The following is a 25,478-nucleotide window of genomic DNA, read 5'->3' as shown; positions in this document are numbered from 1 at the left end:
ATGCAAATTCCGGCAGCCGCGGCGGGGTGGTTTTTGCCTTTCGTTCTGCCGATCTGCTTTTATGTCGCGTTCACCGATATGCGCGACATGTTGATCAAGAACCACGCGGTTATTGCCTTGGCCGGAGTATTTGCCTTTGTCGGTCTGATCGTCATCCCGCCATGGACGACCGATTGGTCCGAAGGCTGGATCGGCCCCTTTGCGGTAACGCTTCCGCCCTACCTTTGGCAGTTGCTGCACATTCTTGTCGCTTTAGTAATAGGCATTCTTGCCAACGCCGCCGGGGTCATGGGAGCGGGCGACGCCAAATTTATTGCGGCTGCTTCCGCGTTCGTTTGGGGCGGCGATTATGTGACGATGATGTTCATTCTAATGTCCACAACGCTCGCAGCGTTTGTAACGCACAGGCTGGCCAAAAACACTGCTATGCGCGCTATCGCACCTAATTGGGAAAGTTGGTCCCGCGACAAACAGTTTCCCATGGGATTTGCACTTGGCGGCAGCCTCGCCATCTACCTGATCCTTGGGACTGTTTACGGCTCGTAAACTATCATTACTCCGCCTTGTCCCCGCCTTGGTGATGCCACAAAGCGGGACCAGATTTTTCGCAAGCGGCCCGAGTGGGCCAATGGCGTGAATACTGGATGGATGAGCACCCCTCATGAATATGCAGACGACCTCGGTAATGGCCCCCCCTGCCCCCAAAGGCTTGGGCGAAATGCAATTGCCCATCGTGATGATGCGGGACATTTTGTTGAAAACCATTTTTCGCAAGAACGTTGATACGGTCTCGGAAGTGGCGGAAGCGATCTGCCTGCCGGGCTCGGTGACTCAAGAACTGATCGATATCTCGCGCGAACAGAAACTGATCGAGGCGACAGGTACCCTGAACGCCAACAGCGGCAACGAGATGGGCTATCAGTTGACAGATGCAGGTAAAGCCCGTGCACTGGACGCGCTCAGCCAGTCGGAATATTTCGGTGCCATGCCGGTTCCATTGGATGTCTACCGCGAACAGGTCAAACGCCAATCCATCCGAAACATTCAGGTCACCCGCGACCAGCTAACCGGGGCAATGGGGCATCTGGTTCTGCCCGACAGTCTTTTGGATCACCTTGGACCTGCAGTAAGCGCAGGCCGTTCGATCCTGATGTATGGTCCTCCGGGCAACGGTAAGTCGTCCATCTCAAACGGTATTCGTGACGCGCTTGGCGACAATGTCTATGTCCCGCGCGCAATTGAATATGCCGGTCAGGTGATCACCGTTTATGATCCGATCGTTCACACAGCCATCGAGCAAGAGGCCGACGACCCCAACAGCCTACGCCGCCGCAAACGGTTCGATTCACGCTATGTACAATGCGAGCGCCCCACCGTTGTGACCGGTGGTGAACTGTCGCTCAGCATGCTGGACTTGGTCTACAACCCCACTGCGCGGACCTATCAGGCGCCACTGCAGCTTAAATCGACGGGCGGCATCTTTATCGTGGACGACCTTGGACGTCAGGCCGAGCCTCCGCAGGCACTGATCAACCGCTGGATTGTCCCGCTGGAGGAAAGCAAGGATATCCTTGGCCTGCAGTCAGGTGAGAAATTCGAGGTGCCTTTTGACACGCTGGTCATCTTCTCGACCAACTTCCACCCGAATGAAATCTTCGACCAAGCGGCCCTGCGCCGGATTTTCTTCAAGATCAAGATCGACGGGCCGAACCAGGAAAACTTCCTGAAAATCTTTGCAATGGTGGCGCGCAAACGCGGGATGCCGCTGGATGAGGCCGCGCTGGTTCATCTGCTGAAGGTAAAATACCCGACCATCAACAATATCTATGCAAACTATCAGCCGATCTTCCTGATCGACCAGATGATCTCAATCTGTGAATTCGAAGGCATCCCCTATCAGATGAGCCCCGACCTGATCGACCGCGCATGGGCCAACATGTTCGTGCGCGAAGAAAAGATCGTTCACTAAGCCACTGTCATTTCGATGCCGGGCAGGTAGTCTGCGCCCATGACGCAGATTCCCGCCCGGATCACCGACTGGTTCACCGCCAAAGGTTGGTCGATCCACCCTCATCAGCGACAAATGTTCGACCGGGCTGCCGATCCGGCGACGCTGCTGATTGCGCCGACGGGTGGGGGTAAGACCATGGCCGGATTTCTGCCGACACTGGCGCAGTTGGCCGATGGCGCGCATAGCGGTCTGCACACGATCTATGTTTCGCCCCTAAAAGCGCTGGCCGCCGATATCCGCCGCAACCTGCGCGGCCCTGCTGACGAAATGGGCCTGCCCATTCGGATCGAGGACCGCACTGGCGACACCTCGGCCACGCAGAAGAAACGTCAGCGGGTGGACCCTCCGCATATCCTGCTGACGACGCCGGAAAGTCTTGCTCTGCTGACCTCGTATGAGGACGCGCCGCGCATGTTCGCGGGGGTGCAGCGGGTGATCATCGACGAAATTCACGCGCTGGCCGAAAGCAAGCGCGGTGATCAGTTGATGCTGGCGCTTGCGCGTTTGCAATCATTGTGCCCTGATCTGCGCCGGGTGGGTCTGTCGGCCACGGTCGAAGACCCGCAGGCCATCGCGCGCTTTCTGGCACGCCACCCTGACCCCTGCCTGATCGTGCAGGCCGATCCAGGTCCGGACCCCGACATTCGGATGCTGGAAACGCAGGAGCTGCCGCCTTGGGCCGGGGGCGGTGCCGCATATGCCATCCCCGCTGTGCTGGAGCAGATCAAACAGCACAAGACCACGCTGATCTTTCACAACACCCGCGCGCAAGCCGAGATTTTCTTTCACAATCTCTGGCTGGCCAATGACGATGCGTTGCCTATCGGTATCCATCACGGCAGCCTTGACCGGCAACAGCGCGAGCGGGTCGAAGCCGCCATGGTGCGCGGCGATCTGCGCGCCATCGTCTGCACCGGCAGCCTTGATCTGGGCATCGATTGGGGCGACGTGGACCTTGTGATCCAGATCGGTGCGCCGAAGAACGTCAAACGGCTGGTCCAGCGGATCGGGCGGGCCAATCACCGATACAACGCGCCCTCCAAGGCCCTACTGGTGCCGGCCAACCGGTTCGAGGTGGTAGAATGCGTCGCAGCGCTTGAGGCCGCCCGCGCGCATGATCTGGACGGAGAGCCACGCGGCGCAGGCCCCCGTGACGTGCTGTGCCAACATATCCTGATCGCGGCGGCGGCGGGGCCGTTTGATGCGGATACGCTCTATTCCGAAATGACAACCGCCGGGCCTTTCGCCGATCTCAGCCGCATGCAGTTCGATGATTGTCTGGAGTTTTGCGCCACCGGCGGCTACGCCCTGCGCGCCTATGACCGCTGGCAGCGGCTGCAACAGCGCCCTGACGGTCTGTGGCAACTGCGTGACCCCCGTGCCGCGCAGCGTATCCGCATGAATCTGGGCACAATTCAGGACACCGATACGCTGAAAGTGCGCCTGAAACGCAGCCGGGGCGGCAAGCCACTGGGCGAGGTTGAAGAAGCCTTTGCAGCCTCGCTCACCCCCGGCGATACCTTTCTGATCGGCGGTCAGATCGTGCGATATGAGGGGCTGCGCGAGATGACGGTCGAGGTCAGCCGCCGCGCAGACAAAAAGCCTAAGATCGCCACCTTCTCGGGCACCAAATTTGCCACCTCAACCCAGTTGAGCGATCGTATTCTGCGCATGTTCGCGCAACCCGACTGGCCGCAACTGCCCGCGCATACGACCGAGTGGCTGACGCTCCAGCGGCAGGTCTCGCGCCTGCCCAACCGCGACAGGCTGCTAATCGAAAGCTTTCCCGATAATGGGCGCGAACACCTCTGCGTCTACGGTTTTGCGGGTCGCAACGCGCAGCAAACACTGGGCTTATTGCTGACGAAACGGATGGAAGAAACCGGCCTTGCCCCCTTGGGCTTTGTCGCGACCGACTACGCAACGTTGATTTGGGGGTTGGATGCCGTAACGGACCCCCGCCCACTGTTTCAACTAGAGGCACTGCGCAATGGGCTTGAGACTTGGTTGGCCGGGAACGCGGTGATGAAGCGGACCTTCCGGGCCTCGGCCACCATTGCAGGGCTAATCGAACGCAACACGGGCGGACAACGCAAAAGCGGTCGTCAGGCAACGTTTTCTTCGGATATTTTGTACGACACATTGCTGAAATACGACCCCGATCACCTGCTGATGCAAATTACCCGTGAAGAAGCCATGCGAGGCCTGGTCGACTTCGGACGGATCGAAGCCATGATAGCGCGTATCGGCGACCAAATTGACTTGAAACGGCTGAACCGGGTGTCGCCCCTTGCGGCACCGCTGTTTCTTGAGGTTGGAAAGGTCCCAGTCAAAGGATCAGCCGAAGAGCGCCTGCTGGCCGAAGAGAGCGCGCGTTTGCTGCAAGAGGCGGGCTTGGAATCACTTGCCTCGGGCGCGTAAACAAGCAAAGAACGTACCATGAACGAATTGTCGTTTTCCTTCGCCGGTCATGACCTGCGCGCACTTGGAACCGGGGCTTTGTGGTGGCCGGAAGAAAGCCTTCTATGCGTGTCGGATTTGCATCTGGGAAAGGCAGAACGCATCGCACGGCGAGGAGGCGCTTCACTACCGCCCTACGACACGCTGGACACGCTGGTACGGTTAGCAAACGATGTAGAATACACCAAAGCAACCACAGTGATTTGCCTTGGTGACAGCTTTGACGACCTAGATGCGGCCTCGGCCCTTGGAAATCGGGAAAAGCTGCAAATCGCGGCGTTGCAAGCCGGTCGGACCTGGATTTGGATCGAAGGCAACCACGACCCCGGCCCGGTCGAATTGGGTGGCACCCATCTGGCTGAGCGCAAGCTGCGATCGCTTGTGTTCCGACACATAGCCCTACCGGACGGTCAAGCAGAGGTTTCAGGTCACTACCACCCCAAGGCACGGTTCCGGCTGCGCGGACGAACAATCACGCGTGCTGCGTTTCTGTTCGACGAAACGCGCCTAGTGTTGCCCGCGTATGGTACATACACCGGCGGTCTATACAGCTCTGACGAGGCGCTAAAAGGACTAATGAGCGACCGCGCTATGGCGATTCTAACGGGCCAATCCCCGCAGATGATCCCGATGCCTCGCTGAGGCGTTTAGATTACGCCGTCTTTTTCAAGTATGGGTTTGTACTTGCGACTGACTGGGACCAGTTCGCCATTTGTCAGGCGTAGAAACGTTTTTCCGTGACTCTTTTCAATCCCGGTCACAGCAGCGTCGACCACCCAGTGCGAGCGGTGGGTGCAATGCCCACGCTCGGGCTCCATCTCGGCAATGGCATCGGTAAACCTTGATCGGATGGTGAAAAGCCCCTCGGTGGTGACGACGTCAACGGAATGATCCCGGACTGCCAGACGCAGAACCTGCCCCGTGAACTCTTGCGGCAATCGCCTGTAAAGTCGTGGCGCAAAGCGGTCGATGTCAAGATCCGTAGCTGACTGAACCGGAGCCCGCCGGATGATCAACAGCCCGGTCGTAAACAAAGCTCCGTAAGATACCACTGACAGGACGTCTGGTGCCTGCTGCCCACCAGCCGAGAAGACAAGCAAGGTCATCAACCACAGCGAAGGAACGAACAGCGCAAAAGCAACAAACGTAAAAGCAAGATCCCACCCCGTGAAAGAGGTTTCAGCGAACCATTTCTTCAGCAGTTGTCGCGCCGCCCATGTCACCCCCAAAGCCAAGGCTGTGACCCCGGCCCAAAATATCAGGCGCAAGGAAAAGCTCAGATCCATATTCTGGAACGGTTGAAATGCAATGGCCATTAAGGGCAGGAAAATCGCACCGGCAACCACCCGGCGCATCGTAAACTCGGCAACCAATGAGCTTAGTTTATTCGGCATGACAGCTCAGATACTCTCTCCTGTTTCCAGTCGAGCATGACACTCAAGCGCCTAACTCGCTGAGATCATAGGTTTATCATCGTTCTCGCCATATTCAAACCCTGCCAGATTAAGTTTCGTTGATTGTTCCGTGAAACAATCGGGCCGGTAAGTGTTTCCACTCCCGGCCCGTCGCATTCTTTGGTTTGCGCGGATCGTACGCGCTAGACGGTCAGCCCTTCAGGTTCCGGCAGGCTGTTTGCACGGCAGCAGGCGGTCAGGGTGTTGGCCAGCAGGCAGGCGATGGTCATCGGACCGACACCGCCCGGAACCGGGGTGATTGCGCCTGCACGCTCGGCCGCACTGGCATAATCCACGTCACCGACCAGCTTGTTCTTACCGTCACGCTCAATCCGGTTGATGCCTACGTCGATTACGGTTGCGCCTTCTTTGATCCAGTCGCCCGGCACCATTTCGGGGCGGCCAACGGCGGCGACGACGATGTCGGCCCGGCGCACAACGTCTGGCAAGTCCTTGGTGCGCGAATGCGCGATGGTCACGGTACAGCTGTCACCCAGCAGCAACTGTGCCATCGGCTTGCCCACGATATTCGAACGGCCAATCACCACCGCGTCCATCCCCGATAGCGAGCCGTGATAATCGCGCAGCATCATCAGACAACCCAGCGGCGTGCAGGGCACCATCGATTTCTGGCCCGTCCCCAGCAGACCCACGTTCGAGATATGGAAGCCGTCCACATCCTTGGCCGGGTCGATCGAGTTGATCACCAGATCTTCGTTCAGGTGTTTGGGCAGAGGCAACTGCACCAGAATACCGTGCACGGCGGGGTCGTTGTTCAGCTTGTCGATCAGCGCCAGCAGGTCTTCTTCCGAGGTCTCGGCATCAAGCTTATGCTCGTACGAGTTCATGCCGACCTCGACGGTCTGTTTGCCTTTCGAGCGCACATAGACCTGGCTGGCCGGGTCTTCACCAACCAGAACCACTGCCAGACCGGGCGTGATACCACTTTGCTCTTTCAGCTTTGCAACCTGATCAGCCACCTGCGCGCGCACTTTCGCCGCAAAAGCTTTACCGTCGATAACCTCGGCTACCATCCTGTCATCCCTTCTATCAAAAACGGATCAGGCGCCTGAAACGCCCGATCAGTCGGCGCCGAGCACACGTTCCTCGCGTGCGATCGACCAATCAATCAATATGCGCCACAGCCGTTCGGCCAGGTCCGGGTCCATACCCAGATCGTCCGAACTTGCGCGCACGCGCTGCACCACTTCCTCGACACGGTCCGGGATGCGGGCGGGCAGCCCCTCGGCAGGTTTCAACTGCGAGGCGCGGTCGATATATCCCGCACGCATCACCAACATCTCGATCAGTTGGCGGTCCAGCTTGTCGATCTGAACCCGCAGTTCCTGCATTGAATGACAGTCCTGCGGAGGTGTCAGAGTGGGCATGTTCGTCTCCTCATGGCCCGGGGATATCCCCGGACCACGAGATGTCTTATTTGGGGGCTTAGAACAAGCCCTCGATCTCGCCTGCGTCGTTAAGGCAGATGGTTTCCGCGGCCGGTTTGCGGGGCAGACCGGGCATGGTCATGATCTCGCCGCAGACAACCACGATGAAGCCGGCACCAGCGGACAGGCGGACTTCACGCACCGGGACCGAGTGGCCTGTGGGCGCACCGCGCAGGGTCGGATCGGTCGAGAACGAGTACTGGGTTTTCGCCATGCAGACCGGCAGGTTGCCATAGCCCGCGTCTTCCCACTCGCGCAGTTGGTTGCGGATCTTGTTGTCGGCCAGAACCTCATCGGCGCGGTAGATGCGCTTGGCGATGGTTTCAACCTTCTCGAACAGCGGCATGTCATCGGGGTAGATCGGCGCGAAGTTAGCAGTGCCACCTTCGACGATTTCCACGACTTTTTCGGCCAGCGGTGCCGAGCCTTCCGAGCCCAGTTCCCAGTGACGCGACAGTACCGCCTCGACCCCGTGATCGGCGCAGTATTTCTTGACCGCATCAACTTCGGCATCGGTGTCGGTGACAAAGTGGTTGATGGCCACAACAACCGGCACGCCAAAGGACTTCACGTTCTCAATGTGGCGACCCAGGTTAGCGCAGCCGGACTGAACCGCATCGACGTTTTCTGCGCCCAAGTCAGCCTTGGCGACGCCGCCGTTCATCTTCATCGCGCGTACGGTGGCAACCAGCACCACTGCAGACGGGGCAATTCCCGCCTTGCGGCACTTGATGTTCATGAACTTCTCGGCACCCAGGTCGGCCCCAAAACCTGCTTCGGTGACGACATAGTCAGCCACTTTCAGCGCGGTCTTGGTCGCGATGACCGAGTTACAGCCGTGCGCGATGTTCGCGAAGGGGCCGCCATGGACGAAGGCCGGGTTGTTTTCCAGTGTCTGCACCAGGTTCGGCTGCATTGCGTCTTTCAGCAGTACGGTCATTGCGCCTTCGGCCTTGATGTCGCGGCAGTAAACCGGGGTCTTGTCGCGGCGGTAAGCAACGATGATGTCGCCCAGACGCTTTTCCAGGTCTTTCAGGTCGTTGGCCAGGCACAGGATCGCCATAACTTCGGACGCAACGGTGATGTCAAAGCCTGCTTCGCGCGGGAAACCGTTCGACACGCCACCCAGCGAGGCAGTGATCTGACGCAGCGCGCGGTCGTTCATGTCGACCACACGACGCCATGCAACGCGGCGAATGTCGATGTCGCACTCGTTACCCCAATAGATGTGGTTGTCGATCATCGCCGACAGCAGCGAGTGGGCCGATGTGATGGCATGGAAGTCACCGGTGAAGTGCAGGTTCATCTCTTCCATCGGAACAACCTGTGCGTAACCGCCACCCGCAGCGCCGCCCTTCATGCCGAAGTTCGGGCCCAGCGAGGCTTCGCGGATACAGATCATCGCGTTCTTGCCAATGCGGTTCAGACCGTCGCCCAGACCAACGGTGGTGGTGGTCTTGCCTTCACCCGCAGGGGTCGGGTTGATCGCGGTGACAAGGATCAGCTTGCCGTCTTCGCGGTCTTGAACCGAGTTGATGAAGTCCTGGCTGACCTTGGCCTTATCATGGCCGTAAGGCAGCAGATCGGCAGAGTCGATGCCGATCTTGGCACCGATTTCCTGAATCGGCTTCTTATTCGCTTCGCGGGCGATTTCGATGTCGGATTTATAGCTCATTGGGCAGGGTCCCTGATTGAATGCCGTGCAAAACCGACGCAGGGCGTCGGCGCTGGTCAACCCATACCGTCGTGTACCGTGGCGATAGATGTGGATTCCGACATAATCATGTCTTGAAACGGCGTAGCGTCACTTACAGGGTGGCGTCACGTAACTTTGATCGTTTCGCATCGGAAAGCCTGTGTCTTAAGGTGCCCAAGCGCGCTGATCGGGAACAAACAACGTCAGGGAATCACCCAAGCTCAGAACTCCGGGGCGTTCGACCCAAGCCGTCACACCGCGCCTTCCCTGCGCGGCAGGCTTGAAAGCGGCACCGTGACCGGGCAGATCGGCTTCGACCTCGCGTCCCGGTATCACACAGGGGCGGTTCTCCATGTCGATCGTGATCGTTACTCCATCCGGCCCTTGCAGGCGCGATGACGGAGGCACATGGGTGAAATCGGGGATACCCTTCAACAGGATACTGACCCCAAGATAGGACGGATTAAGCGTGTCCAGCCCCATCTCGACCGCAGTTTCCTGCATTTCCTCTTGGGACAACACCGAGAGCTGCCGTACATTTCGGATTTCCGTGCCCTTGGGATAGATGTTTGTCATGCGCACGCAGGACGCGCGGTTTTCCCCCTCGTGTCGCTCTCCTGCAACCCCCGCGAACCCAAGAGACAATGAGGCCGCGGCCTCGGCCCTGATGGAGGCCCCAGTCGGCACCTGACCAAGCCAGACAACTTCGGCCGTGAATTCCGTTTTGCGCAAGACCGGCATCGTCTCTCTCCTTCGCTCTGTTCCAGCCGCTACTAGAATGCAGGCACCCGGGAAAGAAAAGAAAAACCCGGGTCTTAGCCCGGGTTTTTGAATTATGCCGTCGGTTCCGGCTCCATCCCGCCATCGGGTGGAGATTTTTTGACCTTGGTCTTTGGGATAGCCGTCACGCTGGGTGCGCTGCCTTCGTCCGGCTTGTCACTTTCGTCATCATCTTCGGTTGGTTTGTCACCGTTCATGACGCGCTTGATCTCATCGCCGGTCAGGGTCTCATACTCCAGCAGACCTTGGGCCAGACGCTCCCATTCCTCGTTCTTGTCGGTCAGGATTTGGTGAGCGCGCTCATACCCTTGCTGGATCAGGCGCTTTACCTCTTCCTCGATCAGCTCTTTGGTATGGGCCGAGACCGAGAAACCTGCGGTGTTACCCTGATAGCCCTCATGCGCTTCGGCATAGTCGATATTGCCGACCTTGTCTGACATGCCCCAGCGCATCACCATCGCGCGCGCCAATTGACTGGCCTGCATGATGTCCCCGGCGGGGCCGTTCGAGACATGATCCTCACCGTATTTGATGACCTCGGCGGCTTTACCGGCCATAGTCATGGCCAGCTTTTGCTCGCACTCATCGCGGTGATAGTTCAGGCGATCCATTTCCGGCAGCGACACAACCATACCCAGCGCACCACCGCGCGGAATGATCGTCGCCTTATAGACCGGGTCGCACAGTGGCAGTTCCAGACCAACCACAGCGTGACCGGATTCGTGATAGGCCGTCTTTTCCTTCTGGTCCTGCGTCAGCACCATGCTGCGACGCTCGGCCCCCATCATCACCTTGTCTTTGGCGTTCTCGAAGTCTTCCATGGTGACAAAGCGGCGGCCCACACGCGCGGCCATCAGAGCGGCCTCATTCACCAGGTTCGCCAGATCGGCACCCGAGAAACCCGGTGTCCCCCGCGCGATGATGCGCAGATCGACATCGGGGCCCAGAGGCGTCTTGCGCGCATGCACGCCCAAGATCTTCTCCCGGCCTTTGATGTCCGGGTTGCCGACGGTCACGTTGCGGTCAAACCGGCCCGGACGCAGCAGCGCGGGGTCCAACACGTCCTTACGGTTGGTAGCCGCCAGAATGATAACACCTTCGTTGGCCTCGAACCCGTCCATCTCGACCAGCAATTGGTTGAGCGTCTGTTCGCGTTCGTCATTCCCGCCGCCATAACCGGCACCACGATGGCGGCCCACGGCGTCAATCTCGTCGATAAACACGATACAAGGTGCGTTTTTCTTGGCCTGTTCGAACATGTCGCGCACACGGGACGCACCAACACCCACGAACATCTCGACAAAGTCCGAGCCTGAGATGGTGAAGAAGGGCACGCCTGCCTCACCTGCAATCGCACGGGCCAACAGTGTCTTACCAGTACCCGGAGGGCCAACTAGCAGCGCGCCTTTTGGGATCTTGCCGCCCAGACGGCTGAACTTCTGCGGGTTGCGCAGGAATTCTACGATCTCTTCCAGCTCTTCCTTGGCCTCGTCGATACCGGCCACGTCGTCAAAGGTCACGCGGCCATGTTTTTCGGTCAGCATCTTAGCCTTGGACTTGCCAAAGCCCATCGCGCCGCCTTTGCCGCCGCCCTGCATCCGGTTCATGAAGTAGACCCAGACGCCGATCAACAGCAGGAACGGCAGCAGAGTAATCAGGAAGGACTGGAAACCCGACTGCTGCTGTTTGACCGCCTGCACAGGGATGTTTTCATCGATCAGCAGTTTTGTGACTTCGGCGTCAGCTGGCTTGATGGTCACATAATTTGCGCCGCTTTGCGTGGTATAGCGAATCTGTTCACCATCCAGCGTAACGTTTTTGACTTCACCGCTCTGCGCGGCGGCCACGAAATCGGAATAGGTTCTTTCATTGCTCTGAAGCGTTCCACCCGGTCCGCTGAACAAATTGAACAGTGCAAGGATCAGCAAAAACAGAACGACCCAGAAGGCGATGTTACGAGCGTTGCCCAAGGAAAATCTCCCAAAAGATTTCGGCGGATGCGTGTCCGCCGGGTTGCTTCTTAAAATAGAGAGGATTCAAGCAGGTTCAATGCGATAAAAACGAAGAGTGAAAGTCGGGCCATTTCGACACGATTTCTGCGCGCCATCCGTTGCCAAAACCGGCCAATGGGGCCGAAATTAACACATCTTTGTGCCAAATCGCGGGCGAGGCGACTAAAGCCGCACGTGGTTTTCCAAGATCACGCCAACCTGAAACCTGCGCGATGCCATGTTCACCAAGTGGTTTTACTTGCAAATCGCTTCCGGAGGGGCCGGACAGAATCCAGCGTTTATCCCAAGTCTGGTCGGGATCGCATGTTTCGTACGAAATCGCGTTTAGTTCTCGACAAATCCATGTTTTCTGCGCTTTTGTAACAAGAACACAGCCCCCTAGTGTTGCCCCGTTTCCCTGTTTGATCGCATGAAGGGCGACATCTACCGCTGATTGGCGCGGCGGGTAGTCACCTCCCGCAATCCATCGGATGCAGCCAATCAACAAACGGCGCTGAATCTCTTGGGGCAGAGCGTCAAAGCCCTCGCGATCCAAACAGACATCACCGGACACCGGAACCAACACCTTGGCAGCGGATTCCTGCGTAAAGTGATCCAAGGCATCACGGGCTTGTGCAAGATTATCAGCAACCCGTGCCAAAGACTCGACCGTTATGCCGATTTCGCCAAGCCCGGCCAACCCATCACGGGCTTTGACACGATCAAAACGACGATCCTGATTCGAAGGATCTTCGATCCATTCGACCCCGATCTCGGTCAGGTATTCCCGCAGGGTCTGCCGGGTGATCTTCAGCATCGGACGCAATAGGACAAACCCGTCACGATTGCGAACAGTCGACATGCCGGACAGACCGGTAACACCTGCCGCGCGACCCAAACGCATCAGAAAGGTCTCGGCCTGATCATCCGCAGTATGACCCAAAGCAACCGCACCGATCTGGTTTCGCCGCGCCCAGTCCGTCAGCAAATCGTACCGTGCGCGACGCGCTTGATCCTGAAGGTTTCCCGATTTTTTCCAACCGTGCCACTCCAGAATGTCATGCGACACACCCATAGACTTTGCGTGGTCCGAAACCCACAGCGCCTCGGTCGCTGCTTCCGCGCGCAGATGGTGGTTTACTGTCGCCGCACGCAGTTCAATACCTTCGGCATGAGCGAGATCATTCATCAGATGCAACAAGGCGACCGAGTCGCCTCCGCCCGATACGGCAACACCTAGTCGAGAAGGCAACCGTTCAGGCAAACCTGCACGAAGCTCGGATCGTAACCTGTCGGCAAGTTCGCTCAAGGACAGCCCAGCGAGGTCATTTCCTGCGTTGCGCTAGTCGCTGCAGAAGAGGCGGGAAACCGCACCCCGACTTCCCCAAGCGTGATGCACGCCTGATCCCGCTGCCCAAGACGCCCAAGGGCCGAGCCAAGTTCAAACAACGCTTCAGGCGCAAATGCGCCTTCGGAGTCGCCGGTAAAGCTGGCCAGGAAAGCACGCGCAGCTTCACGCGTGTCGCCCAGGCCCTCAAGCGCGTGCCCGCGCTTCAGATTGGCTTCAGGCGCCAGTGGGCTGCCCGGGTAAGAGACGTCAAAATTGGCAAATTGATCGGCCGCTGCTTGGAAACTACCTTCAGCCAATGCTTGCGCCGCAGCATCAAAATCCGCCCGTTCACCGATTGCCAGCTCTCCCTGATCAATCGCAACCGGTGCGCTGGGCGAGGTCGGGGCCGCGGTAGCAATCTCGGTGTCCCCTCCAAGGCTCGAGGTCTCTCCTAGCGCGCTCAGGTCACCGCCTTCCAGTTCGACCAGACGGAACTCCAGATCGCCAATGCGGTTGGTGCCGTCGGTGACGATATTCTGCACCCGCTGGTTCAACTGCTCGGTCTGACGGGTCAGGCGCTGCAACTCGGCCTCGATCGCGTCCACACGCTCCAATATCGAACTGCCGGACAGGTTCGGTGCCGGAGAGCCCGTTGTCGAAAACTCGCGCTTCAGACGCTGGATTTCCACATGCAACACAGTCAGTTCTTGCCGGATATCCGCCAGAGTTTGCTGATCTTGCGCTTGCGCCACGCTGGCGGTGGTCAGAACCGCCGCCAGAACCCATCCTGCAACTTTCATCGCCTTACCCCAGTGTTGACCCGGTCAGCACAGTAACCGCACGGCGGTTCTTGGAATAGCATTCCTCGGTGCTGCAAATCTCGATTGGGCGTTCTTTGCCAAAGCTGACCGTAGTCAAGCGATTGCCTGCCACCCCGCGCGAGATCAGATATTCCCGTGCTGCATTCGCCCGGCGTGCGCCCAGTGCGAGGTTATATTCACGGGTGCCTTGTTCATCCGCGTGACCTTCTATGTTCGCCACGAAATCCGGGTTTGCCAGCAACCAATCCGCCTGCCCTTGCAAAACAGTCTGCGCCTGCGGTGTCAGCGTTGATTGATCGACCGCAAACAACACACGATCGCCGACGGTCTGCTGGAAATAGGCAGGTGAGCGCGGATCACTTGGTGACCCAGCCGCCAATCCACCACCATTCGCGCCATTGCCAAAGCCCCCGCCCAAATCGGATGGATCGTTGCTGGTACAGGCAGCCAGAATGCCAAGCGCACCCACTGCTACCACTTTGCCCAATACGTTCATTTCAAGTGCCTCGTTGTTTTATCTGTTTATTGCCGCCTGTGTATCACAGCGCGGGTTTCTTGTGAACTTTTCCGACCGCCCCCGCGATCAATTCTGCAAAGGCCCCCAGGACGGATCGCTGCCACCATCCGGCGTGCGCACCGGGCGCAGGTTCCGGCCCGAAATATCCACCGAATACAAAGTCGCCCGACCGCTCGCCCCTTGGGTTTCGCGGGTAAACATGATCACCCGGCCATTGGGCGACCATGTCGGCCCTTCGTCCAGAAAAGACGAGGTCAGCAGCCGTTCCTCACTGCCATCGGTGCGCATCACGCCGATATGGAACCGGCCTTTGTTCTGCTTGGTAAACGCGATCAGATCGCCGCGCGGAGACCAGACCGGCGTGCCATAACGCCCCTGACCGAAACTGATCCGCGTCGCCTCACCCCCATTTGCGGGCATGATATACAGTTGCGGCGTGCCCGAGCGGTCGCTTTCGAACACGATTTGCGACCCATCTGGCGAATAGCTGGGCGCGGTCTCAATCGCCGGCGTGTTAGTCAAACGCACGCTTTGCCCCGAGGCCAGATCCATCTTCCAAAGATCGGTATTCCCCCCTTGAATCAGCGAATAGACAATCGAGCGTCCATCCGGCGAGAAGCGCGGCGAAAAGCTCATCGTGCCGCCGGGCGTGTTCAGCTCGGTGCGGCGGACACGGTCCACATCCAGCACATAGATGCGCGGCTGGCCGGTTTCATAGCTGGTATAAAGCAACCGGTCGCCCGTCGGCGAAAAGCGCGGGGCCAGCACGATGGCTGCACTGTCGGTCAGGTACTGCACGTTGGCACCATCGTAGTCCATGATCGCCAGACGTTTAAGCCGCTGATTCTTGGGACCGCTTTCCGACACAAAGGCCACTCGGCTGTCGAAGTAACCGCCCTCACCCGTCACGCGACTATAGACCTGATCGGCCACCTTATGCGCCATGCGCCGCCAGCCATCTGTAGTGCCTGCGAACTGCAAGCCGTTACCAAGTTCCTGCCCGGAGAAAACGTCCCAGACCCGGAAGCGGACCGTCAGCCGATTGCCCGAAACATTCACCGCCCCGGTCACAAGTGCCTCGGCATTGATCGCCTTCCAGTCGGCAAATTGCAGCGGAGCTTCAAAGCTGCTGACCCGGCTGATAAACGCATCGGATGAGATTTCGCGGAACAGCCCGGTGCCGGTGAGGTCCGCTGCGACAACCCGCGTGATATCCTGCGCGTACTGAGCCGCAGCGGGACTGTCGGGCACGAAACTGGGCACCGCGAAGGGCAAGGGTTCGATGATACCCTGATCCAGTTCCAAGCGCAGCGGTCCGTTCTGGGCATAAACCGGCGCTGTCAAAAGCGTCAAGCCAAGCAACAGACTGGTCAGAAATCTCATCATTTGATCCGCATCCTCTCGGGATTGAATGTAATCTCAATATCCTGCCAATGCTCATACTTGTCAGCAGGCAGGTCATATCCTCTGGCTCCACAGCGCAAGATAGCACGCCGGGCGGCTTCGTAGGCCTGTCTTGAAGCGCCGGAAGATCCGGCGGAACTCTCGATCAGGCGCAAGCTGCCGCCCACCACATTGCCATCCGGCGTGAGTGAAAACCCGACGACGACCACAGTCTGCAACGCGTCGGTCGACAACGACCCTACATTCCAACACTTGGACACTGCCAAACGCATCGCATCTTTCTCACCGCTGGTCAGTGGCGGGCCCGAGGGTTCGTTGCCCTGCCCCAAAGCTTCAGCCAACGCGTCCTCGATGGCGCTTTCATCCGCAGGCTGGGGTGCAGGCGTCTCGGGCTCGGCTTCAGGCGCTTCCGCCACCTCGGGCTGCGCCGGAGGGGTCGGTCGGTTTGGCCGAACCTGCGGACGCGGAGAACTGCGGGGCGCGTATTCCTTGGCTTCCTCGGCCTCGGTCACGATCTCATCTGTCGCCTCTTCGGGGGCGGTTTGATCCTGCTGTTCCTGCTGAACCTCGGCGCCTTCGTCCAAAGACACAGCGGGTGTTTCGATATCATCCGGTGCGGCCTCGGGCGGAGGCGGCGCGACGGGCTCGGGCGCAACCCTGTCCGCAGGGCGCGGCTGTGCTTCGGGTCCCGGCGGTGTTGGCAAGGCAACTACGTCCGGCTCGGGAGGCTCAAGCGTCGGGGGTTGTTCTATCACAACTGGTTCAGGAGGGGGCTCAACCGCTTCCGGAACCGTATCAGGCTCCGGCTCAGCCGGTTCCGATACCTCTGGCACCGGCTGCTCTTCTTCGACCTGTGCGGGGGGCGTTGCATCTTCGACCGGAGCTTCGGGTTGCTGCAAAGCGGCCGGGGTGGCCACTTCGGGCGCGTCCCGTTGGGCGGTCATTGCCGCAAATTGCTCAGCCGAAATCACAGAGACATCCTGTACGGCCATAGGCAAGGGTTCGGACCGGAACGTGCCGCCGAATAAGGCCCATCCGATCAGACTGACATGGGCAATCGCCGAGATCTTGGTGCCGGTATCCACCGTGCCGCCTCACTCTCCACCTTCGTCAAGCGTCGGGCCGCCGGTGTCAGTCACAAGCCCGACATTGGAAAACCCGCCCGCATTCAACGCACCCATTACCTGCATCACCTGCGCATAAGGGATCGAGCCATCCGCCCGCAAGAACACGCGGTCACTGCTGCGCTCGGACGCGATGGCGCGCAATCTGCCAATCAATTCTTCACGCTGAATGTCAGTAGTCTGGATCTGCACTTGCCCATCAGCGGTCAGCGTCACGGTCAAGGGTTCTTCGTTGTCACCGGGCAATGCGCTTGCCGCGGTCTTGGGCAGATCCACCGGCACCCCGACCGTCAACAAAGGTGCGGCCACCATGAAGATGATCAGCAGCACCAGCATGACGTCCACAAACGGGGTCACGTTAATCTCGGCCATGGGCTGTGCACGACCGCGACGCCGTCCGCGTCTGCGCCCATTCCCGCCCGAGCTTTGCTGAACCGCCGCACCCAACTTAGCTGTCCAACTGGCGCGACAGGATGGTGGCGAACTCGTCGGCAAACGCCTCGTAGCCACCCACGATCCGATCACTGTCCGCGCTGAGTTTGTTGTAGAAAATCACCGCCGGTATCGCGGCTAACAGGCCCAGACCGGTCGCCAGCAAAGCCTCGGCGATACCGGGGGCCACAACCGCCAGATTGGTGTTTTGTTGTTCGGCAATCTCGATAAAGGCGTTCATGATGCCCCAAACAGTTCCGAACAGGCCGATAAAGGGTGCGGTCGAACCTACCGTTGCCAAGACAGGCAAACCCTTTTGCAGAGTCTCAGCCTCTTTCGCGATGGCCACATCCATCGATCGGTCGATCCGGGCCGTTGCGCCGGCGATCAACCCGCCATCTGTACGATGCGAGCGACGCCACTCGATCATACCCGAGGCGAAAATCTTTTCCGAACTGCCGTCAGGCTGTGTGCCGATCTGCTCGAACAACTCATCCAGGGGGTTTCCGGACCAGAACGCCTCATCAAACACCTGCGCCTCGCGCCGGGCGGCCCGATAGTTGATGATTTTCTGAATGATAATACCCCAAGACCAAACCGACGCACCGATCAGCATCAGCATCACCAGTTTGACGATAAAGGTCGCGCGGGCATACAGCCCCCACATGGAGAAGTCGATCTCCTGCGCCAGCGCCAGCGTTTCAGCTTCCATGAACCTGCTCTTTAGTTTTTGCCTGACGGCCGTTTCTTTGGCCTTGTTTTGATGAACGCTAACGCAGTTGGGTATGAAAAGCCAACAGAACCACCCGGGCGGTCAAAATTGTTACATCAATGCGCGAATCTCTGCCGGAAGACGCACCGGTTTGCCCTGCCCATTCATGCAAACTGCCGTGACCGAGGCAGTGAATACCTCGGTTTCCCCTCGCGTCACGCGCTGTGCCATCGTTAATCTGGCACCCGAAAGTGCCGTGATCCAGGTTTCGATCTGCAGTTCATCATCGAATTTGGCTGTGGCCAGGTATTCAGCTTCGATTTTTCGCACGACCCAGACGATGCCAGCATCCCGCATCGCGTTCTGGTCGTTACCAATATTGCGTACATAGTCTGACCGGGCACGTTCGATGTATTTCAGATAGTTCGCGTGGTAGACCACGCCGCCCATATCGGTGTCTTCATAATAAACCCGGATCGGGAAAATGTGCTTTTTCAACGCGTCTGAATCTTGGGTCATGATCTGAATTCCGGCCACATAAGGACTTCTGAACAAACGGGGCATCCCCCACTCCAAACAGATGCATGTCCGCCGTGCCACCTGCAATCCCCAAGACCTGTTAATTTTCGTGATCAGGTACAGATGCTCGTATTCCAACGCTCCTCCCGATACACTCTCACTCAAGAAACCGACATTGCATAGGGGGCAACGTGGCAGGTAAAGGCCGAGAAAACAGGGCGCTACCGATTTTTCAGGGCATTCTGCCGCTGAACCTGCCCAGACTGCCGGCCGAGGTTCTGGCAGGGCTGACTTTTGCCTGCCTCGCGATCCCTGAGGTGATGGGATACACCAAAATCGCAGGCACTCCGATCGTGACTGGCCTGTACACTATCCTTATACCGATGGCGCTGTTCGCAATCTTCGGATCTTCGCGGCATTTGGTCGTGGGCGCAGATTCAGCGACGGCGGCAATTACGGCTTCGGCGCTGGCGGGCATGGCGGTTTCGGGATCCAACGAATATCTGGCCCTTGCCTCACTCCTGGCGTTGATGGCCGGGGTATTGCTGATAGTTGCCCGAGTTATCGGCTTAGGTTTTCTTGCGGATTTCTTGTCCAGAACGGTGCTTGTTGGATTCCTTACCGGCGTCGGTATCCAGGTCGCGTGCGGTGAACTCCCCGGCTTATTGGGGATCGAGACTTCCGGACATGGCACAATCGCAAAGCTGGCAGATGCCGTGCAACAGATTGATCAGATCAGTTCCGGTACGCTACTGGTATCCGCTGCTGTTTTAGTCATCGTCGTCGGCTGCAAACGCTTGTCGAACAAAATTCCGGGGCCTTTGATCGCCATTATCGGCGTCATCCTGTGCAGTTGGGCGTTCCAACTCAGCGCATCAGGAATTGCAGTGCTTGGCCCTGTTCCCAGCGGTTTGCCCTCCTTGTCCATTCCAAATGTCGACTGGAGCTGGAACCTGTTCAAACAATTGCTGCCGACGGCCATTTCGATCTTTGTTGTCATCCTGGCACAAAGCGCAGCAACCTCGCGCGCGTACGCTGCCCGGTATGAAGAGCGCTTCAACGAAAACACTGATTTGATCGGGTTGAGTCTGGCCAATATTGGCGCTGCGTTCAGCGGGACTTTTGTGGTTAACGGCAGCCCCACAAAAACCGAAATGGTCGCAAGCGCGGGTGGTCGCAGTCAGATTGCGCAGCTGACCACCGTGCTGATCGTGCTTATTGTCATTCTGTTCCTGACCGGTCCACTGGCGTATCTGCCTAACGCCGCCCTGTCTGCAATCGTGTTTCTGATCGGACTCAAACTGATCGACGTAAAGGGTCTGATTGCGATCTATCGCCAGGCACGGTCCGAATTCTGGATCGCAGTGGCAACCGCTGCAGTTGTGGTGCTAGTTGGAGTCGAACAAGGGATCATTCTGGCGATGGCCCTATCCCTGATCGACCATACGCGACGCGGCTATCACCCCAGAAACACCGTGTTCGTGCGCAATGAAACAGGCGAAGGCTGGCGCGCCAAATCCATCGAGCGCCCCAACCAGTTTGACCCCGGACTGGTGATCTATCGTTTTTCCCACAGCCTGTATTATGCCAACACGCAACGGCTTGCAGATGAGATCCGGGCGATCACGTCGGACCCACAAAACGATATACGCTGGTTCTGCCTTGAAGCATCGGCCGTAGATGACGTGGACTTCTCCGCCGGTTTCACGTTGCGCGACATGGACCGGGTGCTGGACGCACAGGGCATTCGGTTGGTGTTCTTGCTTGTCTCACCAAAGGTGCGCGCGGAACTGGACAGGTACGGCGTCACCGATCTGGTGGGAGAGGAAGCCTTTTTCACCGACGAGACCGCATTGCTGTCAGCGTTCCACAGCAAAATCCCCTGAGGTTCGACCTAGTGGCTTGCTTGCAGACGCGCGAACAATCGTAAAGCATGTGCAGAATCTTGCGTTGCCCCTGGCAACACGGGGTCGTAAGCGGCCCGGATCAACGCGGCGACATCGGGGCGCAACACTGTTGTTTCACCAGCCACAGCCAACGGTGATTGCGCCCGAAAAGCGGTGTCAGACCAAAGCAGTATTGTCTGCACCACCTGGCTAAGCGCCAGGGTTTCAGCCGGAACTTTCGACAGCTCATTGTCCATGCGCAGAAAGACAAACGCCGCCCGAATTGCACCATCCTCTTCGAACCGGAAAACGCGGTATTGATTGGCATCTGCCGAGATCAGTCGATCCACCAAAGGCGCAAGGTCGGGGATGAGGCGGTCCAGATCGGGAACCTCCAGCAACTCCTTCCAGTCGCGGAAAAAGAAGACCATGCAGTTTGCGCCCAACTCGGGGTCGGTTTCGGCCATCTTGTGCCCGGCCAAGGTTACAACCGCCTCAAACGCGCCTTTGACGGTGGCGAGCGTATCGTCCTGCACCCCAAAAACGATCGGGACGATTGGGCGCCCCCAGCGGGCGAACAGGAACTCTCCGCTTTCGCGGGTGAACAGTGTTTGTATGTCTTCAGGGGTCACACGCAATCCTCGACACTGGGTGGTTGCCATGGCGCACCCATAAAAGTTCTGGTCTCAGGCTTCAACCAAACAGATCGCTTTGCCCCTTGGGCGCGGCCATACCCAAATGCGTCCACGCCTTTTGCGCCAGCATCCGCCCGCGCGGTGTGCGCTGGATCAGCCCTTGTTGCAGCAAATAGGGCTCGATCACCTCTTCCAGCGAGTCCCGACTTTCCGACAGCGCCGCCGAGAGCGTTTCGATCCCCACCGGTCCCCCAGCGTAATTTTCGGCAATTAGCTTGAGATAGCGCCGATCCGCACCGTCCAGCCCCAGATTGTCCACGCCCAAACGGGTCAGCGCGCCGTCGGCCAGTTCCTGCGTGATCCGCCCGTCGCCTTCGACGATGGCGAAGTCCACCACCCGACGCAGCAACCGCCCCGCGATGCGCGGCGTGCCGCGCGACCGGCGCGCGATTTCACGCGCGCCTGCGTCATCTGCTGGGGCGCCCAGCTTGCGAGCATTACGGGTGACAATCTCGTGCAGTTCATCGACCGTGTAGAATTGCAGCCTTGTCGGGATGCCAAAGCGGTCACGCAAGGGCGTGGTCAGCAGACCCATTCGCGTGGTCGCTCCGACCAGAGTAAAGGGCTGCAACTCAATCCGAACGGTCCGAGCGGCGGGGCCTTCACCGATCACCAGATCCAGCTCAAAATCCTCCATCGCCGGGTACAGAACCTCTTCGACGGCGGGATTCAGGCGGTGGATTTCGTCGATAAATAGAACGTCGCGTGACTCCAGATTGGTCAGGATCGCCGCCAGATCACCCGCCTTGGCCAGCACCGGGCCAGAGGTCATGCGGAAATTCACCCCCAGCTCGCGCGCCATGATCTGTGCCAGCGTCGTCTTGCCAAGGCCCGGAGGGCCATGAAACAGCGTATGGTCCATCGCCTCGCCCCGCTGACGGGCCGATTGGATGAAGATGCGCAGATTGGCGCGTGCTTCAGCCTGACCGATGAATTCATCCAATCCCTGAGGACGCAGGGCGCGATCGTTGTCCTCGGGCAAAGGGTCAGGGCGCAGGGTTGGATCGGCGTCAGTCATTCATTCAGCCTTTCGGAGCCAGCAGTTTCAACGCCGCCCGGATCAACTCGGCCTCGCCCACATCCGGCAGGCTGGCGGCCGCTTCGGCCACGGCCGAGGCCGCCTCGGACGGGCCGTACCCCAGATTGGACAGCGCCGACAATGCACCCGCCGAGGCCGCCGCATTGCCCGAGGCTGGTTTCGCCGCGCGTTTCGGCGCAGGCGTGGGCTCAACCAATTCGACCGTTTCCAGCGCAGGGCCATCCATCGCTTCGGTCACAGTGCCGCCCATGGCCATCACACCCGGCGCTTTGTCTTTCAGATCCAGAACGATGCGCTGCGCCGTCTTCGGCCCCACGCCCTTGGCCGCCTTGACCGCGCCCCAATCGCCCAAGGCAATCGCGCGGCTGACGCCATCCGGGCCTAGCGCCGATAAGATTGCCAAAGACACTTTAGCCCCCACGCCCTGAACGGAACACAGCAGCCGATGCCATTCCTTTTCGACCAAAGACAAGAACCCATACAATTGCATCAGGTCTTCGCGCACGACCATGTCCGTATAGATCGAGACCGCCTCACCCACACCCGGCAAGGCCGCCATGGTCCGGTCCGAGCAATAGACGATGTACCCAACCCCGCGCACGTCGATCAGGATGTGATCTGCCGCGCGGTAATCCAGCCTCCCTGTGAGTTTTCCGATCATGCCCGCACCTCTTTCATCCGCGCCTGCGGCGCTGTGCCGTAATAGGAATGACAGATCGCAATCGCTAGCGCATCTGCCGCATCCGCGCCTTTGGGCTGACACCCGGGCAGCTGCAGCTTTACCATGTGCAAGACCTGCTCTTTCTCGGCGTGCCCGACACCTACCACCGTTTTCTTAACCCGGTTCGGCGCGTATTCCCCTACTGGCAACCCCGCCTGCGCCAGAGTAAGCAGGGCAACCCCGCGCGCCTGACCCAGTTTCAGCGTTCCAGCGCCATCCTTGTTCACGAAAGTCTGCTCGATCGCGGCTTGATCGGGTGCGTGTTCGGCGATCACCTCGACAATCTGGTTGTGCAGAGACAACAGCCGCTCACCCAAATCATCCCCATCCGATTTGCACAGCCCGTTGGCCACATGGCTCAGGCGGCTGCCATGCGATTCGATGACGCCCCATCCCAGGGTTCGTAGCCCCGGATCAATGCCCAAAATCCGCATGTTGTGCCCCAGCCTGCTCGGGTTTTTGTGATCTTTCTTACGGGTTAGCACGAAGCGTGAACATTTTCCAAGCGAATTGACGGGCGGGCTAAAAACGACAGACTTGTTTCGCCACCGACAAATCAGTCAATTTACGACAGCGGAAAGCCTGTTTTCGACATGTTTTATGACCGTAAAATGGCCATAATATTAAGGGGTTTTCACAAATTCCGAGACTTGCAAAAAACGCATAGGACACATGCGTTTTCATCACTTGCAGTGTCAGAACGACATCCCTAAATGCCCGTCAAATCGAATGACACTCATGGAACTCTAACCAGAAGGAAACAGGATATGGCTGCACTGGATACCACCCGCGCCACCACTGGCTCATTCGGCCCTGCTGGCCGTATCGGCGGAATTTTTGCATCGGCCGCAAACGCCGTTATCGAATGGAATGACGCCCGCATGACCCGTAATGCGCTGAGCGGTCTGACAGATCGCGAACTGGAAGATATCGGTCTGTGCCGGGGCGACATCGACGTCGTGGCAGAAGGCCGCCGGTAGGGATTAGCATACCCCCACCACTCACAAGCCCCTTTCTCCCTCGGGGGCAAAGAAGAACGCCGCGCATTCATCTATGCGCGGCGTTTTTCGTCAGAGCAGACGAAACTCAGGGCAAATATTTGGCGACCTGAGTTGAGAGAAACGAAGAAAGCGGATCAATCTGCATGATCCACGCACCAGCTTTTTCGACCTGAGTGCCTTCGGCAAGGCTGTCCACGCGATACTGATACCCGCCAGAACCTAAGCTCGTAAGCAAGAAAGTTTTGAATGCGACAAAGCCCAAAAAAGCCATCACAAGAACTTTGAACGGCACAGCCGACTGAACACGCTGCGGCCTCATAACGACAAGACCATCTTTGCGCATCGTCGCGCGATAGCCTCGGCTGAGTTTTGCGTGCTTTTTGTTCAGGCGATGAATGCGCTGATCAAATTCCAGTTGTTTTCCAGTCATGGCAGCCTCCACAAACCGCCCCCGATATCCATGCTTGAACGGTAAAAAGAGATTGCGCCAAAAAAGTGGCAGGAATCCACAAAACTCCTGTAAATGGCCCGAATTTAGCCCTGTTTGCTTAAGATTAGCGTCGTCCACTCGCCAATCTGGGATCTTTGGGTGAGATTGAACTCGTTTTGAGAATAAACCGAGACCACATCATCGGCCTGTTCGTTCAGAATTCCAGATAGAATCGCATACCCGCCAGCGTTCAGATTCGCCCCGATCTCGGGTGCCAACGCGACTAGAGGGCCTTTCAGGATGTTGGCAAAAATCAGATCGTAGGGCGCATGCGCTTTCAGGTCGGGATGGTCGAACCCCGCCGCCTCGACACACTGCACCTGTCCGGCCATGCCATTGGCTTTCAAGTTCGCCTCGGCCACATCGACGGCCACCTGGTCAATATCGCTGGCGATGATATCACCCCGCCATACCCGCGCTGCGGCCATGGCCAGAACAGCGGTGCCGCAGCCGATATCGGCCACCTTCGTCGCCTCGACCCCCTCATTCAGCAGATGATCCAGCGCCTTGAGGCACCCCAGCGTCGTCCCGTGGTGCCCGGTGCCAAAAGCCATCGCGGCCTCGATCAGCAAAGGGATGCGGCCTTCGGGCAGTTTGTCCGCGTCGTGGCTGCCATAGACAAAGAACCGCCCGGCCTCGACCGGGGCGAGTTCGCGGCGCACATGAGCGACCCAATCGGTTTCGGGCAGTTCCGAGACAACAAAGGGCTTGGCCTCGAATGCGGCGGCCAGAACGGCCAGCGCGGTTTCATCCGGGGTTTCGGTGAAATAGCCACCAACTTCCCACAGGCCCGAGCCATCCTCGACCTCGAACACACCAACGCCGGTGGGTTCCGGTTCCAGACGCTCCATTGCTTCGCCCAAGCCTTCGGCGGCTTTCTTGCCCATCAGAGTGGTCAGCGCGGTGAATGTGGGCATGGGGGCCTCCTGTTTGGGTTTCCCCTGCGC

The 25,478-nt window shown here is 58.6% G+C and carries 26 protein-coding genes; 6 read left to right on the top strand and 20 right to left on the bottom strand.

What is annotated here, in order from left to right:
- The 4 genes from GOW48_RS11300 to pdeM all read left to right on the top strand — a co-directional run bounded on the left by GOW48_RS11300 (position 1) and on the right by pdeM (position 5,113).
- A complete protein-coding gene (locus GOW48_RS11300; protein WP_170753747.1) occupies positions 1–546 on the top strand; it encodes a prepilin peptidase in 546 nt (181 codons plus the stop codon).
- Positions 547–661: 115 nt separating this feature from the next.
- Positions 662–1,969 carry an ATPase gene (locus tag GOW48_RS11295; RefSeq protein WP_170724506.1) on the top strand — a complete coding sequence of 436 codons (1,308 nt, stop codon included), beginning with the start codon at positions 662–664 and terminating at the stop codon, positions 1,967–1,969.
- 39 nt (positions 1,970–2,008) lie between these two features.
- Positions 2,009–4,432, top strand: a complete 2,424-nt coding sequence (locus GOW48_RS11290) for a ligase-associated DNA damage response DEXH box helicase (protein WP_170753746.1) — start codon at positions 2,009–2,011, stop codon at positions 4,430–4,432.
- An 18-nt stretch (positions 4,433–4,450) separates the two neighbouring features.
- A complete protein-coding gene (gene pdeM, locus GOW48_RS11285) occupies positions 4,451–5,113 on the top strand; it encodes a ligase-associated DNA damage response endonuclease PdeM (protein ID WP_170753745.1) in 663 nt (220 codons plus the stop codon).
- A gap of 5 nt (positions 5,114–5,118) precedes the next feature.
- On the opposite strand, the gene GOW48_RS11280 is transcribed toward pdeM, so the two are convergent.
- The 14 genes from GOW48_RS11280 to ybgC form a co-directional block, all read right to left on the bottom strand.
- The gene (locus tag GOW48_RS11280; RefSeq protein WP_170753743.1) at positions 5,119–5,865 is read right to left on the bottom strand and encodes a LytTR family DNA-binding domain-containing protein; all 747 of its coding nucleotides are present in this window, start codon (positions 5,863–5,865) and stop codon (positions 5,119–5,121) included.
- 203 nt (positions 5,866–6,068) lie between these two features.
- Positions 6,069–6,959: a bifunctional methylenetetrahydrofolate dehydrogenase/methenyltetrahydrofolate cyclohydrolase FolD gene (gene folD, locus GOW48_RS11275; protein ID WP_170753741.1), complete on the bottom strand. Its 891-nt coding sequence runs from the start codon at positions 6,957–6,959 to the stop codon at positions 6,069–6,071.
- A gap of 48 nt (positions 6,960–7,007) precedes the next feature.
- Complete coding sequence (locus GOW48_RS11270) at positions 7,008–7,313, bottom strand: chorismate mutase (RefSeq protein WP_170354923.1); 306 nt, start codon at positions 7,311–7,313, stop codon at positions 7,008–7,010.
- A gap of 58 nt (positions 7,314–7,371) precedes the next feature.
- Positions 7,372–9,048, bottom strand: coding sequence for a formate--tetrahydrofolate ligase (locus tag GOW48_RS11265; protein ID WP_170753739.1), 1,677 nt, complete (start codon positions 9,046–9,048; stop codon positions 7,372–7,374).
- A gap of 186 nt (positions 9,049–9,234) precedes the next feature.
- Positions 9,235–9,810, bottom strand: coding sequence for an MOSC domain-containing protein (locus GOW48_RS11260; RefSeq protein ID WP_170753737.1), 576 nt, complete (start codon positions 9,808–9,810; stop codon positions 9,235–9,237).
- A 92-nt stretch (positions 9,811–9,902) separates the two neighbouring features.
- Positions 9,903–11,819 carry an ATP-dependent zinc metalloprotease FtsH gene (gene ftsH, locus GOW48_RS11255; RefSeq protein ID WP_170354920.1) on the bottom strand — a complete coding sequence of 639 codons (1,917 nt, stop codon included), beginning with the start codon at positions 11,817–11,819 and terminating at the stop codon, positions 9,903–9,905.
- Positions 11,820–11,895: 76 nt separating this feature from the next.
- Positions 11,896–13,149: a tRNA lysidine(34) synthetase TilS gene (tilS, locus tag GOW48_RS11250; protein WP_170753735.1), complete on the bottom strand. Its 1,254-nt coding sequence runs from the start codon at positions 13,147–13,149 to the stop codon at positions 11,896–11,898.
- Positions 13,146–13,970, bottom strand: coding sequence for a tol-pal system protein YbgF (gene ybgF, locus GOW48_RS11245; RefSeq protein ID WP_170753733.1), 825 nt, complete (start codon positions 13,968–13,970; stop codon positions 13,146–13,148). The genes tilS and ybgF overlap by 4 nt, the downstream gene beginning before the upstream one ends.
- Before the next feature lie 4 nt (positions 13,971–13,974).
- Positions 13,975–14,487: a peptidoglycan-associated lipoprotein Pal gene (gene pal, locus GOW48_RS11240; protein ID WP_170753731.1), complete on the bottom strand. Its 513-nt coding sequence runs from the start codon at positions 14,485–14,487 to the stop codon at positions 13,975–13,977.
- A gap of 87 nt (positions 14,488–14,574) precedes the next feature.
- Positions 14,575–15,894 carry a Tol-Pal system beta propeller repeat protein TolB gene (tolB, locus tag GOW48_RS11235; RefSeq protein WP_170753729.1) on the bottom strand — a complete coding sequence of 440 codons (1,320 nt, stop codon included), beginning with the start codon at positions 15,892–15,894 and terminating at the stop codon, positions 14,575–14,577.
- Positions 15,891–16,997, bottom strand: coding sequence for an energy transducer TonB (locus tag GOW48_RS11230; RefSeq protein ID WP_170753727.1), 1,107 nt, complete (start codon positions 16,995–16,997; stop codon positions 15,891–15,893). Before GOW48_RS11230 ends, tolB begins: the two co-directional genes overlap by 4 nt.
- Positions 16,998–17,006: 9 nt before the next feature.
- Positions 17,007–17,483 carry a protein TolR gene (gene tolR / locus GOW48_RS11225; protein WP_170753725.1) on the bottom strand — a complete coding sequence of 159 codons (477 nt, stop codon included), beginning with the start codon at positions 17,481–17,483 and terminating at the stop codon, positions 17,007–17,009.
- A gap of 1 nt (position 17,484) precedes the next feature.
- Positions 17,485–18,180: a protein TolQ gene (gene tolQ / locus GOW48_RS11220; RefSeq protein WP_170354913.1), complete on the bottom strand. Its 696-nt coding sequence runs from the start codon at positions 18,178–18,180 to the stop codon at positions 17,485–17,487.
- Between the two features lie 111 nt (positions 18,181–18,291).
- Positions 18,292–18,699, bottom strand: a complete 408-nt coding sequence (ybgC, locus tag GOW48_RS11215; RefSeq protein WP_170753724.1) for a tol-pal system-associated acyl-CoA thioesterase — start codon at positions 18,697–18,699, stop codon at positions 18,292–18,294.
- A gap of 191 nt (positions 18,700–18,890) precedes the next feature.
- On the opposite strand from ybgC, the gene GOW48_RS11210 reads away from it, so the two are divergent.
- Entirely contained in the window at positions 18,891–20,585 is a 1,695-nt protein-coding gene (locus tag GOW48_RS11210) for a SulP family inorganic anion transporter (protein ID WP_170753722.1), read from the top strand.
- An 8-nt stretch (positions 20,586–20,593) separates the two neighbouring features.
- On the opposite strand, the gene GOW48_RS11205 is transcribed toward GOW48_RS11210, so the two are convergent.
- Genes GOW48_RS11205 through ruvC form a run of 4 tightly spaced genes read right to left on the bottom strand, consistent with a single transcriptional unit; the run spans position 20,594 to position 23,474 of the window.
- On the bottom strand, positions 20,594–21,247 hold the full coding sequence (locus GOW48_RS11205) for a hypothetical protein (RefSeq protein ID WP_174821879.1): 654 nt from the start codon (positions 21,245–21,247) through the stop codon (positions 20,594–20,596).
- 31 nt (positions 21,248–21,278) lie between these two features.
- The gene (ruvB, locus tag GOW48_RS11200) at positions 21,279–22,298 is read right to left on the bottom strand and encodes a Holliday junction branch migration DNA helicase RuvB (RefSeq protein WP_170354911.1); all 1,020 of its coding nucleotides are present in this window, start codon (positions 22,296–22,298) and stop codon (positions 21,279–21,281) included.
- A 4-nt stretch (positions 22,299–22,302) separates the two neighbouring features.
- Entirely contained in the window at positions 22,303–22,980 is a 678-nt protein-coding gene (gene ruvA, locus GOW48_RS11195; protein WP_170753720.1) for a Holliday junction branch migration protein RuvA, read from the bottom strand.
- Positions 22,977–23,474, bottom strand: a complete 498-nt coding sequence (ruvC, locus tag GOW48_RS11190; protein ID WP_170354909.1) for a crossover junction endodeoxyribonuclease RuvC — start codon at positions 23,472–23,474, stop codon at positions 22,977–22,979. The genes ruvA and ruvC overlap by 4 nt, the downstream gene beginning before the upstream one ends.
- A gap of 333 nt (positions 23,475–23,807) precedes the next feature.
- On the opposite strand from ruvC, the gene GOW48_RS11185 reads away from it, so the two are divergent.
- Positions 23,808–24,020, top strand: a complete 213-nt coding sequence (locus GOW48_RS11185) for a DUF1127 domain-containing protein (protein WP_170753718.1) — start codon at positions 23,808–23,810, stop codon at positions 24,018–24,020.
- 106 nt (positions 24,021–24,126) lie between these two features.
- On the opposite strand, the gene GOW48_RS11180 is transcribed toward GOW48_RS11185, so the two are convergent.
- Positions 24,127–24,609 (bottom strand): hypothetical protein, encoded by a 483-nt coding sequence (locus GOW48_RS11180; protein ID WP_234899449.1) that lies wholly within the window; start codon positions 24,607–24,609, stop codon positions 24,127–24,129.
- Positions 24,576–25,448: a 50S ribosomal protein L11 methyltransferase gene (locus tag GOW48_RS11175; RefSeq protein WP_170753715.1), complete on the bottom strand. Its 873-nt coding sequence runs from the start codon at positions 25,446–25,448 to the stop codon at positions 24,576–24,578. The genes GOW48_RS11180 and GOW48_RS11175 overlap by 34 nt, the downstream gene beginning before the upstream one ends.
- Between the last annotated feature and the right edge of the window lie 30 nt (positions 25,449–25,478).

The organism is Ruegeria lacuscaerulensis (assembly GCF_013033355.1).
GTDB lineage: Bacteria > Pseudomonadota > Alphaproteobacteria > Rhodobacterales > Rhodobacteraceae > Ruegeria > Ruegeria lacuscaerulensis_A.
Note: the sequence above shows the minus strand (reverse complement) of the source record. Positions and strands in the feature narration are given on the sequence as shown.